We start from the raw sequence: 16,550 nt of genomic DNA on the forward strand, positions 1-16,550 counted from the left end.
CGCGAACAGCCCCGCAGTGGGGTTGGTTCGCGAGCAAGCTCGCTCCTACAGGATTAGTGCCGACCCGCCGTGAGGCGGGCTGGCTGTTACATCACGCTACCGCGCCTTCCAGGAAGTCCTTGGCGAAGCGCTGTAGCACGCCGCCGGCGTTGTACACCTTCACTTCGGCGGCGGTGTCCAGGCGGCAGGTGACCGGGACTTCGACCACGTCACCATTGCGGCGATTGACCACCAGGGTCAGGTCGCAGCGCGGCGAGACCTCGCCCCTGATGTCGTAGGTCTCGGTGCCGTCCAGGCCCAGGGTCAGCCGCGTGGTGCCCGGCTTGAACTCCACCGGCAGTACGCCCATGCCCACCAGGTTGGTGCGGTGGATGCGCTCGAAGCCTTCGGCGACTATCACTTCCACGCCCGCCAGGCGCACGCCTTTGGCCGCCCAGTCGCGGGACGAGCCCTGGCCGTAGTCGGCGCCGGCCACGATGATCAGGTTCTGCTTGCGGTTCATGTAGGTTTCGATGGCTTCCCACATGCGCATCACCTTGCCTTCGGGCTCTACGCGGGCCAGCGAACCTTTCTTCACTTCACCGTTGACCACGGCCATTTCGTTGACCAGCTGCGGGTTGGCGAAGGTGGCGCGCTGGGCGGTCAGGTGGTCGCCGCGGTGGGTGGCGTAGGAGTTGAAGTCCTCCTCCGGCAGGCCCATTTTTGCCAGGTACTCACCGGCGGCCGAGTCCGCCAGGATGGCGTTGGACGGCGACAGGTGATCGGTGGTGATGTTGTCCGGCAGGATCGCCAGCGGACGCATGCCCTTGAGCGTGCGCTCGCCGGCCAGTGCGCCTTCCCAGTACGGCGGGCGGCGGATGTAGGTGGACATCGGGCGCCAGTCGTACAGCGGGCTCTCGGCTTCCTGCACGCTGCCCAGGTCGAACATCGGGATGTAGACCTGCTTGAACTGCTCGGGCTTGACGCTGGCGGCGACGATGGCGTCGATCTCTTCGTCGGACGGCCAGAGGTCCTTCAGGGTGACTGGGTTGCCGTTCTTGTCGGTACCCAGTGGGTCCTGCTCGATGTCGAAGCGCACGGTGCCGGCGATGGCGTAGGCGACCACCAGCGGCGGCGAGGCGAGGAAGGCTTGCTTGGCGTAGGGGTGGATACGGCCGTCGAAGTTGCGGTTGCCCGAAAGCACGGCGGTGGCGTACAGGTCGCGGTCGATGATCTCTTTCTGGATCGCCGGGTCCAGCGCGCCGGACATGCCGTTGCAGGTGGTGCAGGCATAGGCGACGATGCCGAAGCCGAGCTTCTCCAGTTCCGGCAGCAGGCCGGCTTCTTCCAAGTACAGCTTGGCGACTTTCGAGCCGGGCGCGAACGACGTCTTCACCCACGGCTTGCGGACCATGCCCAGCGCGTTGGCCTTCTTCGCCACCAGGCCGGCGGCGATGACGTTGCGCGGGTTGGAGGTGTTGGTGCAACTGGTGATGGCGGCGATGATCACCGCGCCATCGGGCATCAGACCTTCGGCTTCCTCGACGCGGCCGGACGCAAGCTTGGCTTCGTCGGCGATGCCGCGCTCGGCCAGTGCCGAGGTCGGCAGGCGGCGGTGCGGGTTGGACGGGCCGGCCATGTTGCGTACCACGCTGCCCAGGTCGAACTCCAGCACGCGCTCGTACTCGGCGGTTTCCAGCGCGGTGCTCCACAGGCCGAGGGTCTTCGCGTAGTTCTCCACCAATTCCACCTGCTCGGGCTCGCGGCCGGTGAGCTTGAGGTAGTCGATGGTCTGGCCGTCGATGTAGAACATCGAGGCGGTGGCGCCGTATTCCGGGCACATGTTGGAGATGGTCGCGCGGTCGCCGATGGACAGGCTGTCCGCCCCCTCGCCGAAGAACTCGACGTAGGCGCCGACCACGCGTTCCTTGCGCAGGAACTCGGTGATCGCCAGGACGATATCGGTGGCGGTGATGCCCGGCTTGCGCTTGCCGGTCAGCTTCACACCGACGATGTCGGGCAGGCGCATCATCGACGGGTGGCCGAGCATCACGGTCTCGGCTTCGAGGCCGCCGACGCCGATGGCGATCACGCCCAGGGCGTCCACATGCGGGGTGTGCGAGTCGGTGCCGACGCAGGTGTCAGGGAACGCGATGCCGCCGCGTGCCTGGATCACCGGGCTCATTTTCTCCAGGTTGATCTGGTGCATGATGCCGTTGCCGGCCGGGATCACGTCGACGTTCTTGAACGCGGTCTTGGTCCAGTCGATGAAGTGGAAGCGATCCTCGTTGCGGCGGTCCTCGATGGCGCGGTTCTTCTCGAACGCGTCCGGGTCGAAGCCGGCGGCTTCCACGGCCAGCGAGTGGTCGACGATCAGCTGGGTCGGCACCACCGGGTTGACCTTGGACGGGTCGCCGCCTTGCTCGGCGATGGCGTCACGCAGGCCGGCGAGGTCGACCAGCGCGGTCTGGCCGAGGATGTCGTGGCAGACCACGCGCGCCGGGTACCAGGGGAAGTCGAGGTCGCGCTTGCGGTAGACCAGCTGCTCCAGCGAAGCCGTCAGGTCCTGTGGGTCGCAGCGGCGCACCAGTTGTTCGGCCAGTACGCGGGAGGTGTAGGGGAGTTTGTCCCAGGCGCCGGCCTGGATCGCCTCGACTGCCTCGCGGGCGTCGAAGTAATCCAGCGCGGTGCCGGGCAGGCGCTTGCGGTATTGGCTGTTCACGGTAGTAGTCATGGTTATTTGCGGTCCTTGAGCGGCACGAACTTCAGGTCTTCAGGGCCTGTGTAGTTGGCGCTCGGGCGGATGATCTTGCCGTCGATGCGTTGCTCGATGACGTGGGCGGACCAGCCGGCGGTGCGGGCGATGACGAACAGCGGGGTGAACATCGCGGTGGGCACGCCCATCATGTGGTAGCTCACGGCGCTGAACCAATCGAGGTTGGGGAACATCTTCTTGATGTCCCACATGATGGTTTCCAGGCGCTCGGCGATGTCGTACATCTTGGTGTTGGACTGCTCGTTCGACAGCTGGTGGGCGACTTCCTTGATCACCTTGTTGCGCGGGTCGGACACGGTGTAGACCGGGTGGCCGAAGCCGATCACCACTTCCTTGCGCTCGACGCGGGCGCGGATGTCAGCCTCGGCTTCGTCCGGGTTGTCGTAGCGCTTCTGGATCTCGAAGGCCACCTCGTTGGCGCCGCCGTGTTTCGGACCGCGCAGCGCGCCGATGGCGCCGGCGATGCAGGAGTAGATATCCGAACCAGTACCGGCGATCACCCGGGAGGTGAAGGTGGAGGCGTTGAACTCGTGCTCGGCGTACAGGTTCAGCGAGGTGTGCATGGCGCGCACCCAGGACTCGCGCGGTTTCTGCCCGTGCAGCAGGTGCAGGAAGTGGCCGCCGATGGAGTCGTCGTCGGTCTCGACCTCGATACGCTTGCCGTTGTGGCTGAAGTGGTACCAGTAGAGCAGCGCGGAACCGAGCGAAGCCATCAGCTTGTCGGCGATGTCACGGGCGCCCGGATGGTTGTGGTCATCCTTCTCCGGCGACAGGCAGCCGAGCACGGACACGGCGGTGCGCATCACGTCCATCGGGTGGGCCGACGGCGGCAGGGTTTCCAGGGCGGCTTTCACGCCGGCCGGCAAGCCGCGCAGGGCTTTGAGCTTGGCCTTGTAGCCGGCCAGTTCGGCGACGTTGGGCAGCTTGCCGTGGACCAGCAGGTGGGCGATTTCCTCGAAGTCGCAGCGGTTGGCGAAATCCAGTACGTCATAGCCACGGTAGTGCAGGTCGTTGCCGGTACGGCCGACGGTGCACAGGGCGGTGTTGCCAGCGGCGGTGCCACTCAGGGCCACGGACTTCTTCGGCTTGAAGCCGGTGGTGGTTTCTGCGGTAGCGCTCATCGCGTGTCTCCTCATCAAATCCGGTTGCTTGTTCTTGTCCCCCGGCGCGGGCCGGGATTTCGGTTCGAATCTGGTCGGCGGATAACGCCTGTGGCGTTATGCGCCCTACGGTGTTTCAGGCTGGGACGTAGGGCGAATAACGCCTAGCGTTATCCGCCGTTTTTGCCTCAGATCACTTCTTGCCAGCGGCGAACAGCGCATCGAGCTTCTGCTCGAAGGCGTGGTAGCCGATGCGGTCGTACAGCTCGGCGCGGGTCTGCATCAGCTCGATCACGTTCTGCTGGTGGCCTTCCTGGCGGATCGCGGTGTACACGGCTTCAGCGGCCTTGTTGGCGGCGCGGAAGGCCGACAGCGGATACAGCTGGATGGCCACGCCGACCGAGGCCAGCTCGTCGCGGGTGAACAGCGGGGTGGCGCCGAACTCGGTGATGTTGGCCAGGATCGGCACGTTCAGCGCATCGACGAAGCGCTTGTAGGTCGGCAGGTCGTAGGCGGCTTCGGCGAAGATCGCATCGGCGCCGGCCTCGACGTAGCGCTGGCAGCGCTCGATGGCGGCGTCCACGCCTTCGGCCTGGATGGCGTCGGTGCGGGCGATCAGGAAGAAGTTCGGGTCGGTCTTGGCATTGGCGGCCGACTTCACGCGGTCGACCATCTCCTGGGTGGAGACGATTTCCTTGCCTGGACGGTGACCGCAGCGTTTGGCGCCGACCTGGTCCTCGATGTGGGCGGCGGCGGCGCCGGCCTTGATCAGGCTCTTCACGGTGCGCTCGATGTTGAAGGCGCTGGGGCCGAAGCCGGTGTCGATGTCCACCAGCAGCGGCAGGTCGCAGACGTCGGTGATGCGGCGCACGTCGGTGAGCACGTCATCCAGGGTGTTGATGCCCAGGTCCGGCAGGCCGAGGGAACCCGCCGCCACGCCGCCACCGGAGAGGTAGATGGCCTTGAAGCCGGCGCGCTTGGCCAGCAGCGCGTGGTTGGCGTTGATCGCGCCGATCACCTGCAGCGGCTTTTCTTCGGCAAGGGCTTCGCGGAAACGTTGGCCGGCGGTCTTGTAGCTCATTGTTCACCTCGTTCGTTGGCTGTCTTGGCGTGGGCGTCCAGGTAATGGCGCTCCATATTGCGTTTCGACGCGCCGATGTGACGGCGCATCAGCAACTCGGCCAGTTCGCCGTCACGGTCGGCGATGGCATCGAGAATCCGGTGGTGCTCGGCGAAGGCCTGGCGCGGGCGGTTGGGCGTCGCCGAGAACTGCAGGCGGTACATGCGCACCAGCTGGTACAGCTCGCCGCAGAGCATGCGGGTGAGGGTGCGGTTGCCGCTGCCCTGGATGATCCGGTAGTGGAAGTCGTAGTCGCCTTCCTGCTGGTAGTAGCCACGGCCGGCCTGGAAGGCTTCGTCGCGCTCGTGGGTGTCGAGCACCCGGCGCAGTTCGTCGATCTCGGCCGGCGTCATGCGCTCGGCGGCCAGGCGGCAGGCCATGCCTTCGAGGGATTCGCGGATCTCGTAGAGCTCCAGCAGCTCCTCATGGCTGAGCGAGACCACGCGCGCGCCGACGTGCGGTACGCGTACCAGCAGCTTCTGACCTTCCAGGCGGTGGATCGCCTCCCGCAGCGGCCCACGGCTGATGCCATAGGTACGCGCCAGTTCCGGCTCGGAAATCTTGCTGCCGGGGGCGATCTCGCCCTTGACGATGGCCGACTGGATCTTGCGGAACACGTGTTCCGACAGGGTCTCGCTGTCGTCGCTGGCGGGAGTGGGCAGAATCAGGCTATCGCTCATGGTGTCGACAATCTTCTGGGTGTGCGGCGAAAGCTACCCCTGTAAACCCTATGGGTCAATCGAGATCTGATGAATTGTCGACAATCGTCTAGTGGAAGGCTGATATTTGCCGTGCGGTTGTCTCTGCCGCGAACCCAGCCGGACGTGAGAGGATGTCGCCTGGCGCATCAGGGAGAAGGACGTGATATTGAAAGGACGAACAGGCCGGGCAGCGACCAGCATGACTGGGTTTCTGCTGCTGGGCTGGGGCCAGGCGTCATGGGGGCTGAATTCCTACCGGGACACCCTGCCGGCCGATATGCGCGATGTCGGCCTGACGGGCGAGATGTTGCCGCTGCTGCTGGTCTGGGTGCCGCTCATCGCGGTGCTGGCCAGGGCACGCTGGATTGCCCCGACCTGGCGTGCGTCATTGTCGTCCCTTGCGTTCCTGGCGGGCTGGTTCTGGGTAGACCTGTGCCTTTATGAAAGCCGCGTGGCCGGCTGGAGTACCTACACTCTGGCGGAGCTGGTGATGGAAGTGGCGGTGGTATGTGCCTGGCCTCTGTCGCTGGCGACCTTGCTGAACCTGCTGGCCTGGAGCCTGCCAAGCCTGAGGACGCGACATGATCCGAACCTGGTATGACCGCCATGCTCTGCCCCGCTTGATCGATTTCGCCTGCGGCATGGGCGATGTGATGAAGCAGCGCTCGCTGCTGGTGCCCCGCGCCCGCGGCCGCGTGCTGGAGATCGGCATGGGCACCGGGCTGAACCTGTCGTTCTACGATCCGGCGAAAGTGTCGACAATCGTCGGCGTCGACCCCGCGGCGCAGATGCAGAAGCTCGCCGGCAGCCGTGCCGAAGCGATTCAAATTCCGGTGGAAATGGTGGCGCTGGAACTCGGGCAGATCCGCGCCGACGCAGGCAGCTTCGACAGCATCGTCTGCACGTTCACCCTGTGCAGCATCCCCGATGCGCTGGCCGCACTGCGGGAGATGCGCCGGGTTCTCAAGCCCGGCGGCGAGTTCCTCTTCTGCGAACATGGCCTGGCGCCGGATGCCGGTGTCCGCGCCTGGCAGCACCGGTTGACGCCGGTCTGGAGGCCGCTGGCCGGAGGCTGTCACCTGGATCGCGACATGCCGGCGCTGATCGAGTCCGGCGGCTTCCAGCTACGCGAACTGAGCCAGGATTACCTTCCGGGGCCGCGGCCGATGACCTACGTCTATCGAGGCATGGCCGACTGATAGCGCGGCAGACGCTCGAGCAGCTCGATGCTCAGGATGTAGGCGCTGCGCAGGAACAGGTCTTCCGTATGCTGCACCAGCCCCGAGGCGGACTGGCAGTCGTTCAGCCGCACCACGGTGGGGGCGTGGCCATCACACAGGGCGATATAGTCGCCTTGGCTGATCCAGCCCTGGAGCACTGAGGATTCGCGGTTGTGCGCGCGAACCACGACTTCGACCTTGAGATGTTCGTTCATTGCCACGGCGCTCGAAGGAAGGTGAAAAGAGGTGGCGAACCATAGCGTTCGCTCCGCGCTGCCTCTGTCAGGTTCTTCTGATTGAGCGGTGCGACTGTCCCTCGTCGTTCAGGCCACCCGTTCGGCCGGGGTGACATTGAGGATGTGCGAGCCGCTGAGGAACAGGTCCTGCACCGGGCCGGTAGGGCAGTGACGGCTCTGGCAGTCGCCCAGGCGTACCTCCAAGGGCGCGCGACCGTTGCGCAGGGCCAGGTAATCCTCGCGGCTGATGCGGCCGTGAAGGATGCGTTGCGGGTGGTAGGGAGACCAGGTCTGCACATCGACCCAGAGACTGTCGGGAGCGTGGTTCATGGCGGTGGTCCGGCCGTTTGCAAATGGGCGAGTACTCTAGACAGCGGACCAGCGCCAAATTCATCAGGGTCTTCCGAGATATTTGTAGGAAATTATGTTGCTCTGACCGAAGGCATCGCCTCAGGGCAAGGCCCGGTAAGCTTTGGCCCAGGCCTGGGCGAAGTCCTCGAAGCGGGTCGCCGTCGTATTGGCCGGCGAGCGTGCTTCCTGCGCCCGTACCCGTCCGTTGCTGATCGCCTCGCCCAGTTCGGCGTAGCACGCGGCGACGCTGGGGGAATAGCCGGCCTCCTGCAGGGCGCCGCTCAGTTCCTGCGGCGACACCGCTACGTAGGGCAGCTCCGGACGGCCGATGGCTGCCCCCAGCAGGCGGGTCGCCTCGGCGTAGCTGATATCGCGCTGGCCGAGTACTTCGCGGGTCAGCACCCCCTGCCAACTGCGGTCCAGCAGGGCATGGCTGGCGGCATCGGCGACATCCTGCGTGGCGACCATCGGGACTGGCACATCCGCTGCCACCGCGTCGCTGTAGCAGTCGTAGGCGCGGACGATTTCCAGCGCGCCGTACAGGTTCTCGAACAGCGCGCCGGAGCGCAGCATCAGTACATTCACTTGCCGGGGCAACTGGCGCAGGCGCTGCTCCTGGTCGTGCATGCTGATGATCGGCCCGGTACCGGAAGCCACCTCGGCACCCACGCTGCTGAGGAAGACCACCCGGCGCACAGCGCTGGCGCTAATGGCCTGGAGTATCGCTTCCCCCTGGGCGGCCTGCTGGCGGCGGTAGTCCTCGGTGTCGGGCCCCTAGGCGAGCAGGGTGTAGACCGCGTCGGCGCCGTGGAAGGCCTTGGTGAGGAAGGCGGCGTCATGCGGCTCGCCCACGGCAATCCGGGCCCCGGCGGCGGCCAGTGCCTCCAGGCGTTCGGCGTTGCGGCCGAGGGCAAGAACCGGCACGCCGGCATCCAGCAGGTTCTGGCAGATTCTCGAACCGGTGCGGCCGGTGGCTCCCATTACGGTGATCATGGCAGTGTCCTCGCTTTGGCCGTCCCGCGGCGCCCGCCGTAGGATCGTTGGCCTGGGTTCAGTCTCTCGCTGAATTGCTGGACGGTTAATGCCTGAAAATCGACGCTTCATGCTCATTCGTCCAGACCTGCTGGACGCCGTCCAACTGCCGTAGCAGTCTCAGGGCCATGAACGCTCCTACCGCCATACCGGACCTCACCGACGCCTGGGCCTCCACCGATCCCCTGGGTGAGGCTCTGCATTTCCTGCGCATGAGCGGCACCTTCTATTGCCGCTCGGAGTTCACTGCGCCCTGGGGGCTGGATCTGCCGGCGATGCCGCAGTGCCTGATGTTCCATGTGCTGACCGTCGGCGAATGCTGGCTGGAAGCCGAGGGAGATGAGCCACGTTGTCTGGCGCCGGGCGACCTGGTGCTGGTGCCCCACGGTGAGGGCCACCGGTTGGTGAGCGCGCCGGGTGAGCCTGCGGCGGGGTTGTTCGACCTGACACGCGCCTACGCCAGTGACCGCTACGAAGTGCTGCGCCAGGGCGGCGGTGGCGAGCCGACGGCGATGATCTGTGGCGCGGTGCGCTTCGACCACCCCGCTGCGCTGCAACTGGTGCGCCTGCTGCCGCGCGTGCTGGAAGCGCAGGTGCGTGACCCCGGCCAGCGCGACTGGCTGATGAGCACCCTGCAGTTGATGGAGAACGAGGCTCGGGCCATGCGCCCCGGCGGCGAGACGGTGATCACCCGCCTGGCTGACATCCTGGTGATCCAGGCCATTCGCGCCTGGATCGAGCAGGACCCCGCCGCCCAGTCCGGCTGGCTCGGCGCCCTGCAGGATCGCCAATTAGGCCGCGCACTGAGCCTGATCCACCGCGAGCCGGCGCGGGACTGGAACCTGCCGGCGCTGGCGGATGCGGCGGCCATGTCGCGCTCCGCCTTTGCCGCACGCTTTGCCGAGCGGGTCGGCATGCCGCCCATGCAGTACGTCACCCGCTGGCGCATGCACGTGGCGCTGAGCTGGCTGCAGGAGCGCGAGATCGCGGTGGCGGAATTGGCCGAGCGCCTGGGTTACCAGTCCGAAGCGGCGTTCAGCCGGGCGTTCAAGCGCTGCATCGGGATTGCTCCCGGCAGTGTGAGGCGTGCTGCTTCGCGAGCCTTATGAAGGCAGCCGTCTGACGGACGAATGTCTCCGCGCGACCGGACGCGTCGTTTTCCGCTCTGCTCCCTGATTCGGGTGGTCACTACCCGTTTGCGGCACCCGTACGGTGATTCGGTCAGTCGGCGCTCGCTCTCCCGAAGTGATCCATGGCGCCGCTCATTCGCAGGAGTCCGTCGATGTCCCGTCGTTGCATGCCTTCCCTTCGTCTGCTTCCGTTTTCCGTTGCGCTCGCCCTGTGCGGCGGGCTGGCCCACGCCGCCGAGCCTGCGTGGCCCGCGCAGAATCCGTACCTCGCCCAGTCCTACAACAACCAGACGCACTGGAACGATGGCGCCACCGACAGCGTCGGCTTCCCGGTGGCCCGCGGTGCGTACGACGTTACCCCCGAGTCGGTGCAGTTCCTGCCCGGCGAAGGCGTGGGCCTGCCGATCTTCTCCGACACCGTGGACGGCAAGCCGGTGTATTTCTGGTGGTCGGGCTTTGCGTTGCGCAAGGTCAGCCTGGAGGGCGGCAAGCTCACCGAGCTGGCGCGTGCCGATATTCCGGTCAAGCTGCCCAACTACACGCCCGTTACTGCCCAGCAGCGCGTCGAGCAGTCCAGGGCGGTGCAGAAGTTCCTCGATGCGAAGGACGAGAAGGGCCTGCTCGACTACATGAAGGCGCAGCCGAACCGCATGCTCACCGCTGCCTCGGACCAGGCGCTCAACGGCTCTGTCTATGCGCTGCTGACCCGGGAAGATGCCTTCGTCGGCTGCAACGGCCGGCAGATATTCCGCATCGACCAGGCCGACCCCAAGCGGGCCGATTCGGCGATGAAGCTGGGCAAGGTCAGCGCGATTCCGGTAGGCCTGTTCGACAACGAGAAGGTCAAGCGCGGTACCCGCTTCCCCGGCGACATGCTGTTCGGCATGAGCATGAGCTACAACGGCTTCGTCGTGGTCAACACCCAGGGCGGCAAGATCATCACGCTCAACCGCGACACGCTGGAGGTGATCGACAGCTACACCGTCGCCGGCGATGACGAACTCTTCCTCAACAGTTTCGCCACCGGCCCGGAAGCGAACGGAGGCGCCATCTATGTCGCCTCGAACACCACCATGTACCGACTGGTGGTGGACAAGGATGGCAAGATCCACGACGACGAAGCCAGCGGCGCCTGGAAGGCCGGGTACGAGCGCGGCATCCGCATGCCGGCGCCCAAGCTGGCCGATGGCACCGGCGCCACGCCGACGCTGATGGGCTTCGGGCCCGATGAAGACAAGCTGGTGGTGATCACCGACGGCGCGAAGAACATGAGCATGGTCGCCTTCTGGCGCGACCAGATTCCCGCCGGCTGGAAGCAGAAGCCGGGCACCGCCAGCCCGCGCATCGCCGACCAGCGCAAGGTGGAAATCCCCGGTACCGACACGGTGCAGTCAGAGCAGTCGGTGGCGGTCTACGGCGACTACGCCTTCGTGGTGAACAACATCCGCAGCGCCGACGAGAAGACCCTCGATCCGAGCCCCTACTACGTCAGCACCCTGCTCGGCGCGACGCGCCCGGGACCGTTGGGTGCAGCGAGCTTCCGCTGGAACAGCCAGACCCATGAGTGGAAGCAGCTGTGGGGACGCAACGACGTATCGTCGATTTCCGTGGTGCCGATGATTTCCGGCGAAGGCCATATGGCCCTTGTCGATGGGTACTTCAACAACGCCTGGAACGATCGCCATCACATCGGCATGGACCTGGACACCGGCAAGACCGTGCTGACCATCCGCGAGGGTAGCGATCCGATCTACAACGGCATGTACGCGCCGATCAAGGTCGATACCAAGGGCAACATCTTCTATGGCACAGCGTTCGGCCTGCTGCACCTGGACACCAGCAAGATGAAGCAGGACCAGCTGTCGGCCAAGCGCTGAGGGCGCTCCGCGCGCCGACAAAAAAGCCCGTTCAGTTGAACGGGCTTTTTTCATTTTCCGGGCTGGACGTCAGAGCTGGATATCGTCGCGGATCAGCACGCAGGTGCAGCCGTCCTCGTCTTCGCGCCAGTCGTGGAGGAAGTACATCTGGATCTTGCCGGCGTCCATCACCGCCAGGTAGTCGCCCACTTCCGGAACGAAGAATCCCGAGGTGCCCGGCTCGGCTTCGCACTCGATGCGGACGCTGAAGAACAGCGCCGGGTCGGCGTCGTCGAAGAAGTCCTCGCGCTCGGCGGCGTCCCACTCGGTGGGCGCCTCGAAGGAGCCGATGAACAGCACCTTGGCGTCGCCCATGTCCAGTTCTTCGGCGTCAGGGTCGTTGTCGTCAGGACGGTAGACGGTGGCGTCCAGCGCGTTGCTGTCGGCGAGGATGGCGCGACGCGCGGCCATGCGCTGCTGCGGGTCGACGCCGGCGTCGGCGCAGAGCTGGTTCCAGAGGGTTTCGGCTTGGATGGACATGGTGGCTCCCGCTCGTGCGGCCGGTTCAAAGGGTGATAGTTTCGGGGAGCCGGCGAGGGAGAGCAATGGGAAAGGTCTTCATTGACCGGGGCTGCCGATGCTGACGACCGGAGTGGCAGGGGGCATTAGTCGGGAGGTTGACTCAAGGACTTGGGGCGAGCCAGCAGATAAGTCGACGGGCGTCCCGGACCACCATCGTTTTTCACCGCACTGGTTGTAGGTGATCTCCGAGTCGCTGCCGTTGCGCCGCTGCCTGACCAGGCAGGCGACGCTCGCGGCCACGGCGATGCCGAACAGATAGAGCGCCTGCGGGCCGGCATGCTCCATCAGCAGCCCGGCGAGCAGCGGGCCGAGCGTGGCGCCGATGCCGAAGGTGGCCAGCAGCACGCCCGAGACCGAGACGCGCAGTTGCGGCTCCAGGCTGTGGTTGGCATGGGCAATGCCCAGCGGGTAGAGGCAGAACTGCAGGAAGCCGATGAGCGCTCCGGCGAGCAGCACGACGCTGTGCGCGGGCGTCTTCAGCAAGGCCAGCGGCAGGAAGACCACCACCAGCAAGAGGGCGATCAGGCGTACCAGGGTGACGCGGGAAACCCGGTCCGACAGTTTGCCCAGCGGCAGTTGGGCGAGCAGCCCGGCGGCGATGGTCAGCGCCATGAACTGGCCGACCTGGGCGGGCGTGAAGCCCAGGTGCGCGGCGAAGATCGGCGTCAGGCCGTAGAAGCAGCCATTGAGCAGGCCCGAGGCGAATACCGTGCCGAGCGCCTGCGGCAGGCGCCGCAGGTAGAGCAGCGGCGAGACCCTGGCATGCTGCAGGGCGCTGGGCTGCGCGCCGCGATGCAGGGCCATCGGCAGCAGCCCGATGGCGAAGGCGATGGCCACGCCACTCAGGGTCCGTGCATCGAGCCCGTCGCCGAGGCTGAGCAATAGTTGCCCCAGCATCATCCCGACATAGCTGGCCACCATGTACAGCGAGAGGGCGCCGCCCCGACGCTCCCCTGGCGCGCAGCCGTTGAGCCAGCTTTCGATGACCATCAACTGGCACATCATCGCCGCGCCGACGATGAAGCGCAGCAGCAGCCAGAGCGGCAGCCAGTCGCTGAGCTGGTGGCAGAGCGCGGCGCTGACGATCACCCCGGCGCCGGCCACGAATGCCCGGACATGGGCGACGCGGCCGATCAGCCAGTAACCGACACGGCCGCCCAGGACCATTCCCAGCGCATTGGCGGCCATCAGCGCCCCGCCCCAGCGCTCGGCGACACCGCCGGCATCCAGGTGCAGGGCCAGGTAGGTCATCAGCAGGCTGGAGCCCAGTTGCATCAGCAAGGTCGCCAGGTAGAGCGTGCCGAAGGTTCGGGTGAGTGCTAGCAAGGGAGGGCTCCAGGTTGATCGAACGCGCGCTGCTCAGTCGAGGCCGTGGCGCTGCTTCCAGTCGCCGGGGTGGACGACGTAGCCGAACAGCGCATGGCCGCCGTAGACCAGCTCGGTGCCCTCGGGAATCCACAGCAGTTGCCCGGGCTGCACCCGGTACAACTCGCCGTTCGCGCGCAGCTCGAAGCAGCCCTCGATGACGAAGATCACTTCGTCGTAGAGCAGGCTCCAGGCGACCTCCGCGCCTTCCCAGCGGGCGAAGCCGATGCCCAGGTTCGGCGACACCTCGTTGCTGATGGCGCGGGCCACGCTGGCGGCACCGGGAGGGCCGCCGCGCGGGGTGAATGCCAGGTCGCGGTGATCGACCAAGAGCACCGGTCCGCGCCCGCTGGTTGTCTGGCTCATAGTTCGCTCCGGCTGTTCCATGCCGCCCAGCGGATGCGCGTGCGCACGCCCAGGCCGAGGAGTGGCTCCGGTGGGTTCAGCGAGGGCATGCCGGTGACCGCGCGAATGTCGTCGAGCTGAGTGGACTGCGCGCCCGCCGCCAGGTCGGCCAGCAGCGTTCCGGAGATGGTGCCCCAGGCGGCGCCGACGCCGTTGTCGCAGGCGGTGGCGAAGAGTCCGTCGTCCAGTTGGCCGAAGAAGTTGGTGAAGTTGCGCGAGATGGCATAGACCCCGCCCCAGGTGTGGGTGAAGGGCACCTGGGTGAGCTGCGGGTAACGCGCCAGGAAGGCCTTGCGGTGGTCCGCGCGGATTTTTTCGCGGGTGCCGTCGCCAACGCTGCGGCCGTAGCGCGGTACGTGTTTGTAGGTGTTGCGGATGATCAGCCGGCGGTCCTGGGTCATCCGCACCGTGGTGCCGGCGTGGTCGGCGGGGGTCAGGCCCCAGTCGGCCTGGAGGCCGCTGCTGGCCATTTCGGCGTCGCTCAGCGGGCGTGTCCAGCTGGCGAAGGTCATCACCGGCAGCAGGCGGTTGCGCAGGAAGCCGAACTCCTGGGTGAAGATGCTGGTGCCCAGTAACACCCGTGGCGTGCGGATCAGCCCGGCATCGCCATGCAGCAGCCAGCGCCCGCTGGCGTCGCGCTCCAGGCGGCGGATGGGTGACTCTTCCAGCAACTCGACGTTGCCCGGCAGCGAGCTGCCCAGGCCGCGCACCAGGGCCGCCGGCTGCATCAGGTAGCAACCGGGGGTGAAGATGGCGCGGCTGTAGTAGGGGCTGCCCAGCACGCCGGCCAGTTCGTCGCGTTCCACCAGGCGATAGGGTTCGCCCAGCTCGCTCATCAGCTTCTGGAAGTGTTCGAGGTAGGCAAGCCCGCGCGCGCCCACCGCGCCCTGGTACTTGCCCGCGTGGGACCATTGGCAGTCGATGCCGTGGCGGCCGATCAGGGTTTGCAGTTGCGCGATGGCGGCGCGGTTGAGGCCGAGCAGGCGTTGTTTGTGTTGGGGATCGGGATGTTCCAGGGCGAACTTGTGCGGCAGGTCGATGACGAAGCCGGAGTTGCGCCCGGAGGCGCCGTAGCCGACGCGCTGGGCATCCACCAGCAGGATGCGCGACTGCGGCTGGAGCTCGGCCAGGCGCCGTGCGGCGGCCAGCCCGGCGAAGCCGGCGCCGATCACCACCGCGTCGGCGTTCTGCTCGCCGCTCAGGCGTTGGCAGGGCAGGGGAGCGGGCAAGGCGGCGTACCAGCCGCAACTCTGATCATCGTGGGGCAGGTTGACGAAACTGTTCATGGGTCGGCTCTCACGCCACGTGCTGTTGGGTGGCCTGGCAGTTCTGCAGCCAGGCATTTCGGTTCAATTGCGCCTGGCGCCCGAGGAGGACGAAGCCGCGCAGCGCGCCCGCGCTGTCGTGGAAGGCCGCGCTCAGGCCATCGCCGGTGCTCTCGCAGTGCCAGTCGCCGGGGCAATCCGGTGCGGGCGGCAACAGGCACAGCGGCGCCGCCGGGGTCTTCACCGTCACCGGCATCAGCGGGTAGCTGACCGGTGTGGGCTGGCCCAGCAGGGTCCTGGCCAGGGCGCGGATGCCCTCGTTGATCGGCGCAAGGTAAGGCAGCAGTTGACCGTCGATTTCGATGCAGTCGCCCAGGGCGAAGATACCCGGCTGCGAGGTGCGCAGATGGGCGTCGACCTTGATCCCGCGGCCGCACTCGAGGCCGGCGGTTTGTGCCAACTCCAGGTTGGGGCGCAGGCCCACCGCCGACAGCACCAGGTCGGCCTCGACGCTCTGGCCATCGGCCAGGTTCAATCGATAGCCGTTGGCGGTGGTCTCGATGCGCTGCAAGGTCGTGCGCAAGTGCCACTGCACGCCCAGTTCGGCGAGTGCCTGCTGGAGGTGCCGACCCGCCGTTTCGGGCAGCAGGCGTTCCATCGGCCAGTCGCCCAGGCCGATCACCCGCACGGCATACCCGCTGCTCGCCAGGTCGTTGGCGAACTCGCAACCGATCAGCCCGTCGCCGAGAATGGCGATGCGCTGTGCACCGCTGTCCAGGCGTGCGCGGAAGGTCTGGTAGTCGCGCAGGTTATTGACGCTCAGCAGCGCCTCGGCACAGCCCTCGATGGGCAGGCGCAGCGGCGAGGCGCCGGTGGCCAGCACCAATTGGCCGTAGTCGATGTCGCCGAGGCTGGTGTGCAGGCGCCGGGCCTGGGCGTCGATGCGCTCGACCCGGCAGTGCGGGTAGATGCGGATGCCCAGGCGGCGCTCCAGCGCCAGCGGGCTTTCCGTCGCCAGGGAGGCCGCGTCGCGTTGTTGCGCCAGCGCGATGGACAGCGCCGGCTTGGCGTAGAGGTGCCCGGATTCCTCGGTCAGCACACGGATGTCCAGTTGCGGATCCGCCTTGCGCAGCGCTTGGGCCAGACCATAACCGGCATGCCCGCTGCCGATGATGACGATGGGCTGAGCGGTCGGTTGCGTGGTCGGTGTGGCCTTCGACGGCTGCGTGCTAATGACCGCTGAAGCAGCCACGGCCTTCACCGGCTCACTGATCTCGATCATCTCGAAATCGGCCTTGCCGACCTTGCACTCGGGGCACAGCCAGTCTTCGGGCACGTCCTCCCAGCGGGTGCCGGCGACGATGCCGTCGTCCGGCCAGCCCAGGGCCTCGTCGTAGATCAGGCCACAGATAACACAGAGCCATTTCTTCAT

Annotated in this window: 17 protein-coding genes and 1 pseudogene; 4 read left to right on the forward strand and 14 right to left on the reverse strand. The window is 66.6% G+C overall.

What is annotated here, in order from left to right:
• Nucleotides 1-91 precede the first annotated feature (91 nt).
• The 4 genes from acnD to GJV37_RS14545 all read right to left on the reverse strand — a co-directional run bounded on the left by acnD (nucleotide 92) and on the right by GJV37_RS14545 (nucleotide 5,655).
• Entirely contained in the window at nucleotides 92-2,701 is a 2,610-nt protein-coding gene (acnD, locus tag GJV37_RS14530; RefSeq protein ID WP_167632561.1) for a Fe/S-dependent 2-methylisocitrate dehydratase AcnD, read from the reverse strand.
• A 14-nt stretch (nucleotides 2,702-2,715) separates the two neighbouring features.
• Entirely contained in the window at nucleotides 2,716-3,876 is a 1,161-nt protein-coding gene (gene prpC, locus GJV37_RS14535; RefSeq protein ID WP_024763010.1) for a bifunctional 2-methylcitrate synthase/citrate synthase, read from the reverse strand.
• Nucleotides 3,877-4,048: 172 nt separating this feature from the next.
• Nucleotides 4,049-4,936 carry a methylisocitrate lyase gene (gene prpB / locus GJV37_RS14540; RefSeq protein ID WP_024763011.1) on the reverse strand — a complete coding sequence of 296 codons (888 nt, stop codon included), beginning with the start codon at nucleotides 4,934-4,936 and terminating at the stop codon, nucleotides 4,049-4,051.
• Nucleotides 4,933-5,655, reverse strand: coding sequence for a GntR family transcriptional regulator (locus GJV37_RS14545; RefSeq protein ID WP_024763012.1), 723 nt, complete (start codon nucleotides 5,653-5,655; stop codon nucleotides 4,933-4,935). The genes prpB and GJV37_RS14545 overlap by 4 nt, the downstream gene beginning before the upstream one ends.
• A 220-nt stretch (nucleotides 5,656-5,875) precedes the next feature.
• Between GJV37_RS14545 and GJV37_RS14550 the strand changes: the two genes are divergently transcribed.
• Nucleotides 5,876-6,277 carry a hypothetical protein gene (locus GJV37_RS14550; protein ID WP_193452682.1) on the forward strand — a complete coding sequence of 134 codons (402 nt, stop codon included), beginning with the start codon at nucleotides 5,876-5,878 and terminating at the stop codon, nucleotides 6,275-6,277.
• The gene (locus tag GJV37_RS14555; protein ID WP_024763014.1) at nucleotides 6,258-6,875 is read left to right on the forward strand and encodes a class I SAM-dependent methyltransferase; all 618 of its coding nucleotides are present in this window, start codon (nucleotides 6,258-6,260) and stop codon (nucleotides 6,873-6,875) included. Before GJV37_RS14550 ends, GJV37_RS14555 begins: the two co-directional genes overlap by 20 nt.
• On the opposite strand, the gene GJV37_RS14560 is transcribed toward GJV37_RS14555, so the two are convergent.
• The 4 genes from GJV37_RS14560 to GJV37_RS29530 all read right to left on the reverse strand — a co-directional run bounded on the left by GJV37_RS14560 (nucleotide 6,854) and on the right by GJV37_RS29530 (nucleotide 8,476).
• A complete protein-coding gene (locus GJV37_RS14560; protein ID WP_084358128.1) occupies nucleotides 6,854-7,111 on the reverse strand; it encodes a hypothetical protein in 258 nt (85 codons plus the stop codon). The two genes, GJV37_RS14555 and GJV37_RS14560, sit on opposite strands and share 22 nt — an antisense overlap.
• 108 nt (nucleotides 7,112-7,219) lie before the next feature.
• A complete protein-coding gene (locus GJV37_RS14565) occupies nucleotides 7,220-7,462 on the reverse strand; it encodes a hypothetical protein (RefSeq protein WP_024763016.1) in 243 nt (80 codons plus the stop codon).
• A gap of 120 nt (nucleotides 7,463-7,582) precedes the next feature.
• Complete coding sequence (locus GJV37_RS14570; RefSeq protein WP_246228347.1) at nucleotides 7,583-8,170, reverse strand: Rossmann-fold NAD(P)-binding domain-containing protein; 588 nt, start codon at nucleotides 8,168-8,170, stop codon at nucleotides 7,583-7,585.
• A gap of 87 nt (nucleotides 8,171-8,257) precedes the next feature.
• Complete coding sequence (locus GJV37_RS29530) at nucleotides 8,258-8,476, reverse strand: NAD(P)H-binding protein (protein ID WP_246228349.1); 219 nt, start codon at nucleotides 8,474-8,476, stop codon at nucleotides 8,258-8,260.
• Nucleotides 8,477-8,643: 167 nt separating this feature from the next.
• Here GJV37_RS29530 and GJV37_RS14575 point away from each other — a divergent pair, with 167 nt between their 5' ends.
• Together GJV37_RS14575 and GJV37_RS14580 are read left to right on the forward strand one after the other, a co-directional pair.
• A complete protein-coding gene (locus tag GJV37_RS14575; RefSeq protein WP_024763018.1) occupies nucleotides 8,644-9,624 on the forward strand; it encodes an AraC family transcriptional regulator in 981 nt (326 codons plus the stop codon).
• Between the two features lie 173 nt (nucleotides 9,625-9,797).
• Nucleotides 9,798-11,522, forward strand: a complete 1,725-nt coding sequence (locus GJV37_RS14580; protein WP_223121866.1) for a hypothetical protein — start codon at nucleotides 9,798-9,800, stop codon at nucleotides 11,520-11,522.
• Nucleotides 11,523-11,591: 69 nt separating this feature from the next.
• Here the strand turns inward: GJV37_RS14580 and GJV37_RS14585 are convergent, their stop codons facing one another.
• The 6 genes and pseudogenes from GJV37_RS14585 to GJV37_RS29535 form a co-directional block, all read right to left on the reverse strand.
• Nucleotides 11,592-12,041: a hypothetical protein gene (locus GJV37_RS14585; protein ID WP_193452683.1), complete on the reverse strand. Its 450-nt coding sequence runs from the start codon at nucleotides 12,039-12,041 to the stop codon at nucleotides 11,592-11,594.
• 78 nt (nucleotides 12,042-12,119) lie between these two features.
• Nucleotides 12,120-13,409, reverse strand: coding sequence for an MFS transporter (locus tag GJV37_RS14590; RefSeq protein ID WP_193452684.1), 1,290 nt, complete (start codon nucleotides 13,407-13,409; stop codon nucleotides 12,120-12,122).
• A 33-nt stretch (nucleotides 13,410-13,442) separates the two neighbouring features.
• Entirely contained in the window at nucleotides 13,443-13,814 is a 372-nt protein-coding gene (locus GJV37_RS14595; protein WP_037012352.1) for a cupin domain-containing protein, read from the reverse strand.
• Nucleotides 13,811-15,139, reverse strand: a complete 1,329-nt coding sequence (locus GJV37_RS14600; RefSeq protein ID WP_193452685.1) for an NAD(P)/FAD-dependent oxidoreductase — start codon at nucleotides 15,137-15,139, stop codon at nucleotides 13,811-13,813. The genes GJV37_RS14595 and GJV37_RS14600 overlap by 4 nt, the downstream gene beginning before the upstream one ends.
• Before the next feature lie 10 nt (nucleotides 15,140-15,149).
• On the reverse strand, nucleotides 15,150-16,400 hold the full coding sequence (locus GJV37_RS14605; protein ID WP_246228366.1) for an FAD-dependent oxidoreductase: 1,251 nt from the start codon (nucleotides 16,398-16,400) through the stop codon (nucleotides 15,150-15,152).
• A pseudogene (locus tag GJV37_RS29535) lies at nucleotides 16,389-16,550 on the reverse strand (rubredoxin); the annotation flags it as partial. The pseudogene GJV37_RS29535 and the gene GJV37_RS14605, both read right to left, overlap by 12 nt.

The organism is Pseudomonas nitroreducens (assembly GCF_010994165.1).
Lineage (GTDB): Bacteria > Pseudomonadota > Gammaproteobacteria > Pseudomonadales > Pseudomonadaceae > Pseudomonas > Pseudomonas nitroreducens.

Coding starts and splice junctions, on each gene's coding strand:
- prpB (WP_024763011.1), bottom strand. CDS start 4,936: ATGAGCTACAAGACCGCCGGCCAACGTTTCCGCGAAGCCCTTGCCGAA.
- GJV37_RS14575 (WP_024763018.1), top strand. CDS start 8,644: ATGAACGCTCCTACCGCCATACCGGACCTCACCGACGCCTGGGCCTCC.
- GJV37_RS14585 (WP_193452683.1), bottom strand. CDS start 12,041: ATGTCCATCCAAGCCGAAACCCTCTGGAACCAGCTCTGCGCCGACGCC.
- GJV37_RS14600 (WP_193452685.1), bottom strand. CDS start 15,139: ATGAACAGTTTCGTCAACCTGCCCCACGATGATCAGAGTTGCGGCTGG.
- GJV37_RS14565 (WP_024763016.1), bottom strand. CDS start 7,462: ATGAACCACGCTCCCGACAGTCTCTGGGTCGATGTGCAGACCTGGTCT.
- GJV37_RS14595 (WP_037012352.1), bottom strand. CDS start 13,814: ATGAGCCAGACAACCAGCGGGCGCGGACCGGTGCTCTTGGTCGATCAC.
- GJV37_RS14550 (WP_193452682.1), top strand. CDS start 5,876: ATGACTGGGTTTCTGCTGCTGGGCTGGGGCCAGGCGTCATGGGGGCTG.
- GJV37_RS14555 (WP_024763014.1), top strand. CDS start 6,258: ATGATCCGAACCTGGTATGACCGCCATGCTCTGCCCCGCTTGATCGAT.
- GJV37_RS14560 (WP_084358128.1), bottom strand. CDS start 7,111: ATGAACGAACATCTCAAGGTCGAAGTCGTGGTTCGCGCGCACAACCGC.
- prpC (WP_024763010.1), bottom strand. CDS start 3,876: ATGAGCGCTACCGCAGAAACCACCACCGGCTTCAAGCCGAAGAAGTCC.
- GJV37_RS29530 (WP_246228349.1), bottom strand. CDS start 8,476: ATGATCACCGTAATGGGAGCCACCGGCCGCACCGGTTCGAGAATCTGC.
- GJV37_RS14545 (WP_024763012.1), bottom strand. CDS start 5,655: ATGAGCGATAGCCTGATTCTGCCCACTCCCGCCAGCGACGACAGCGAG.
- GJV37_RS14605 (WP_246228366.1), bottom strand. CDS start 16,400: ATGATCGAGATCAGTGAGCCGGTGAAGGCCGTGGCTGCTTCAGCGGTC.
- GJV37_RS14580 (WP_223121866.1), top strand. CDS start 9,798: ATGTCCCGTCGTTGCATGCCTTCCCTTCGTCTGCTTCCGTTTTCCGTT.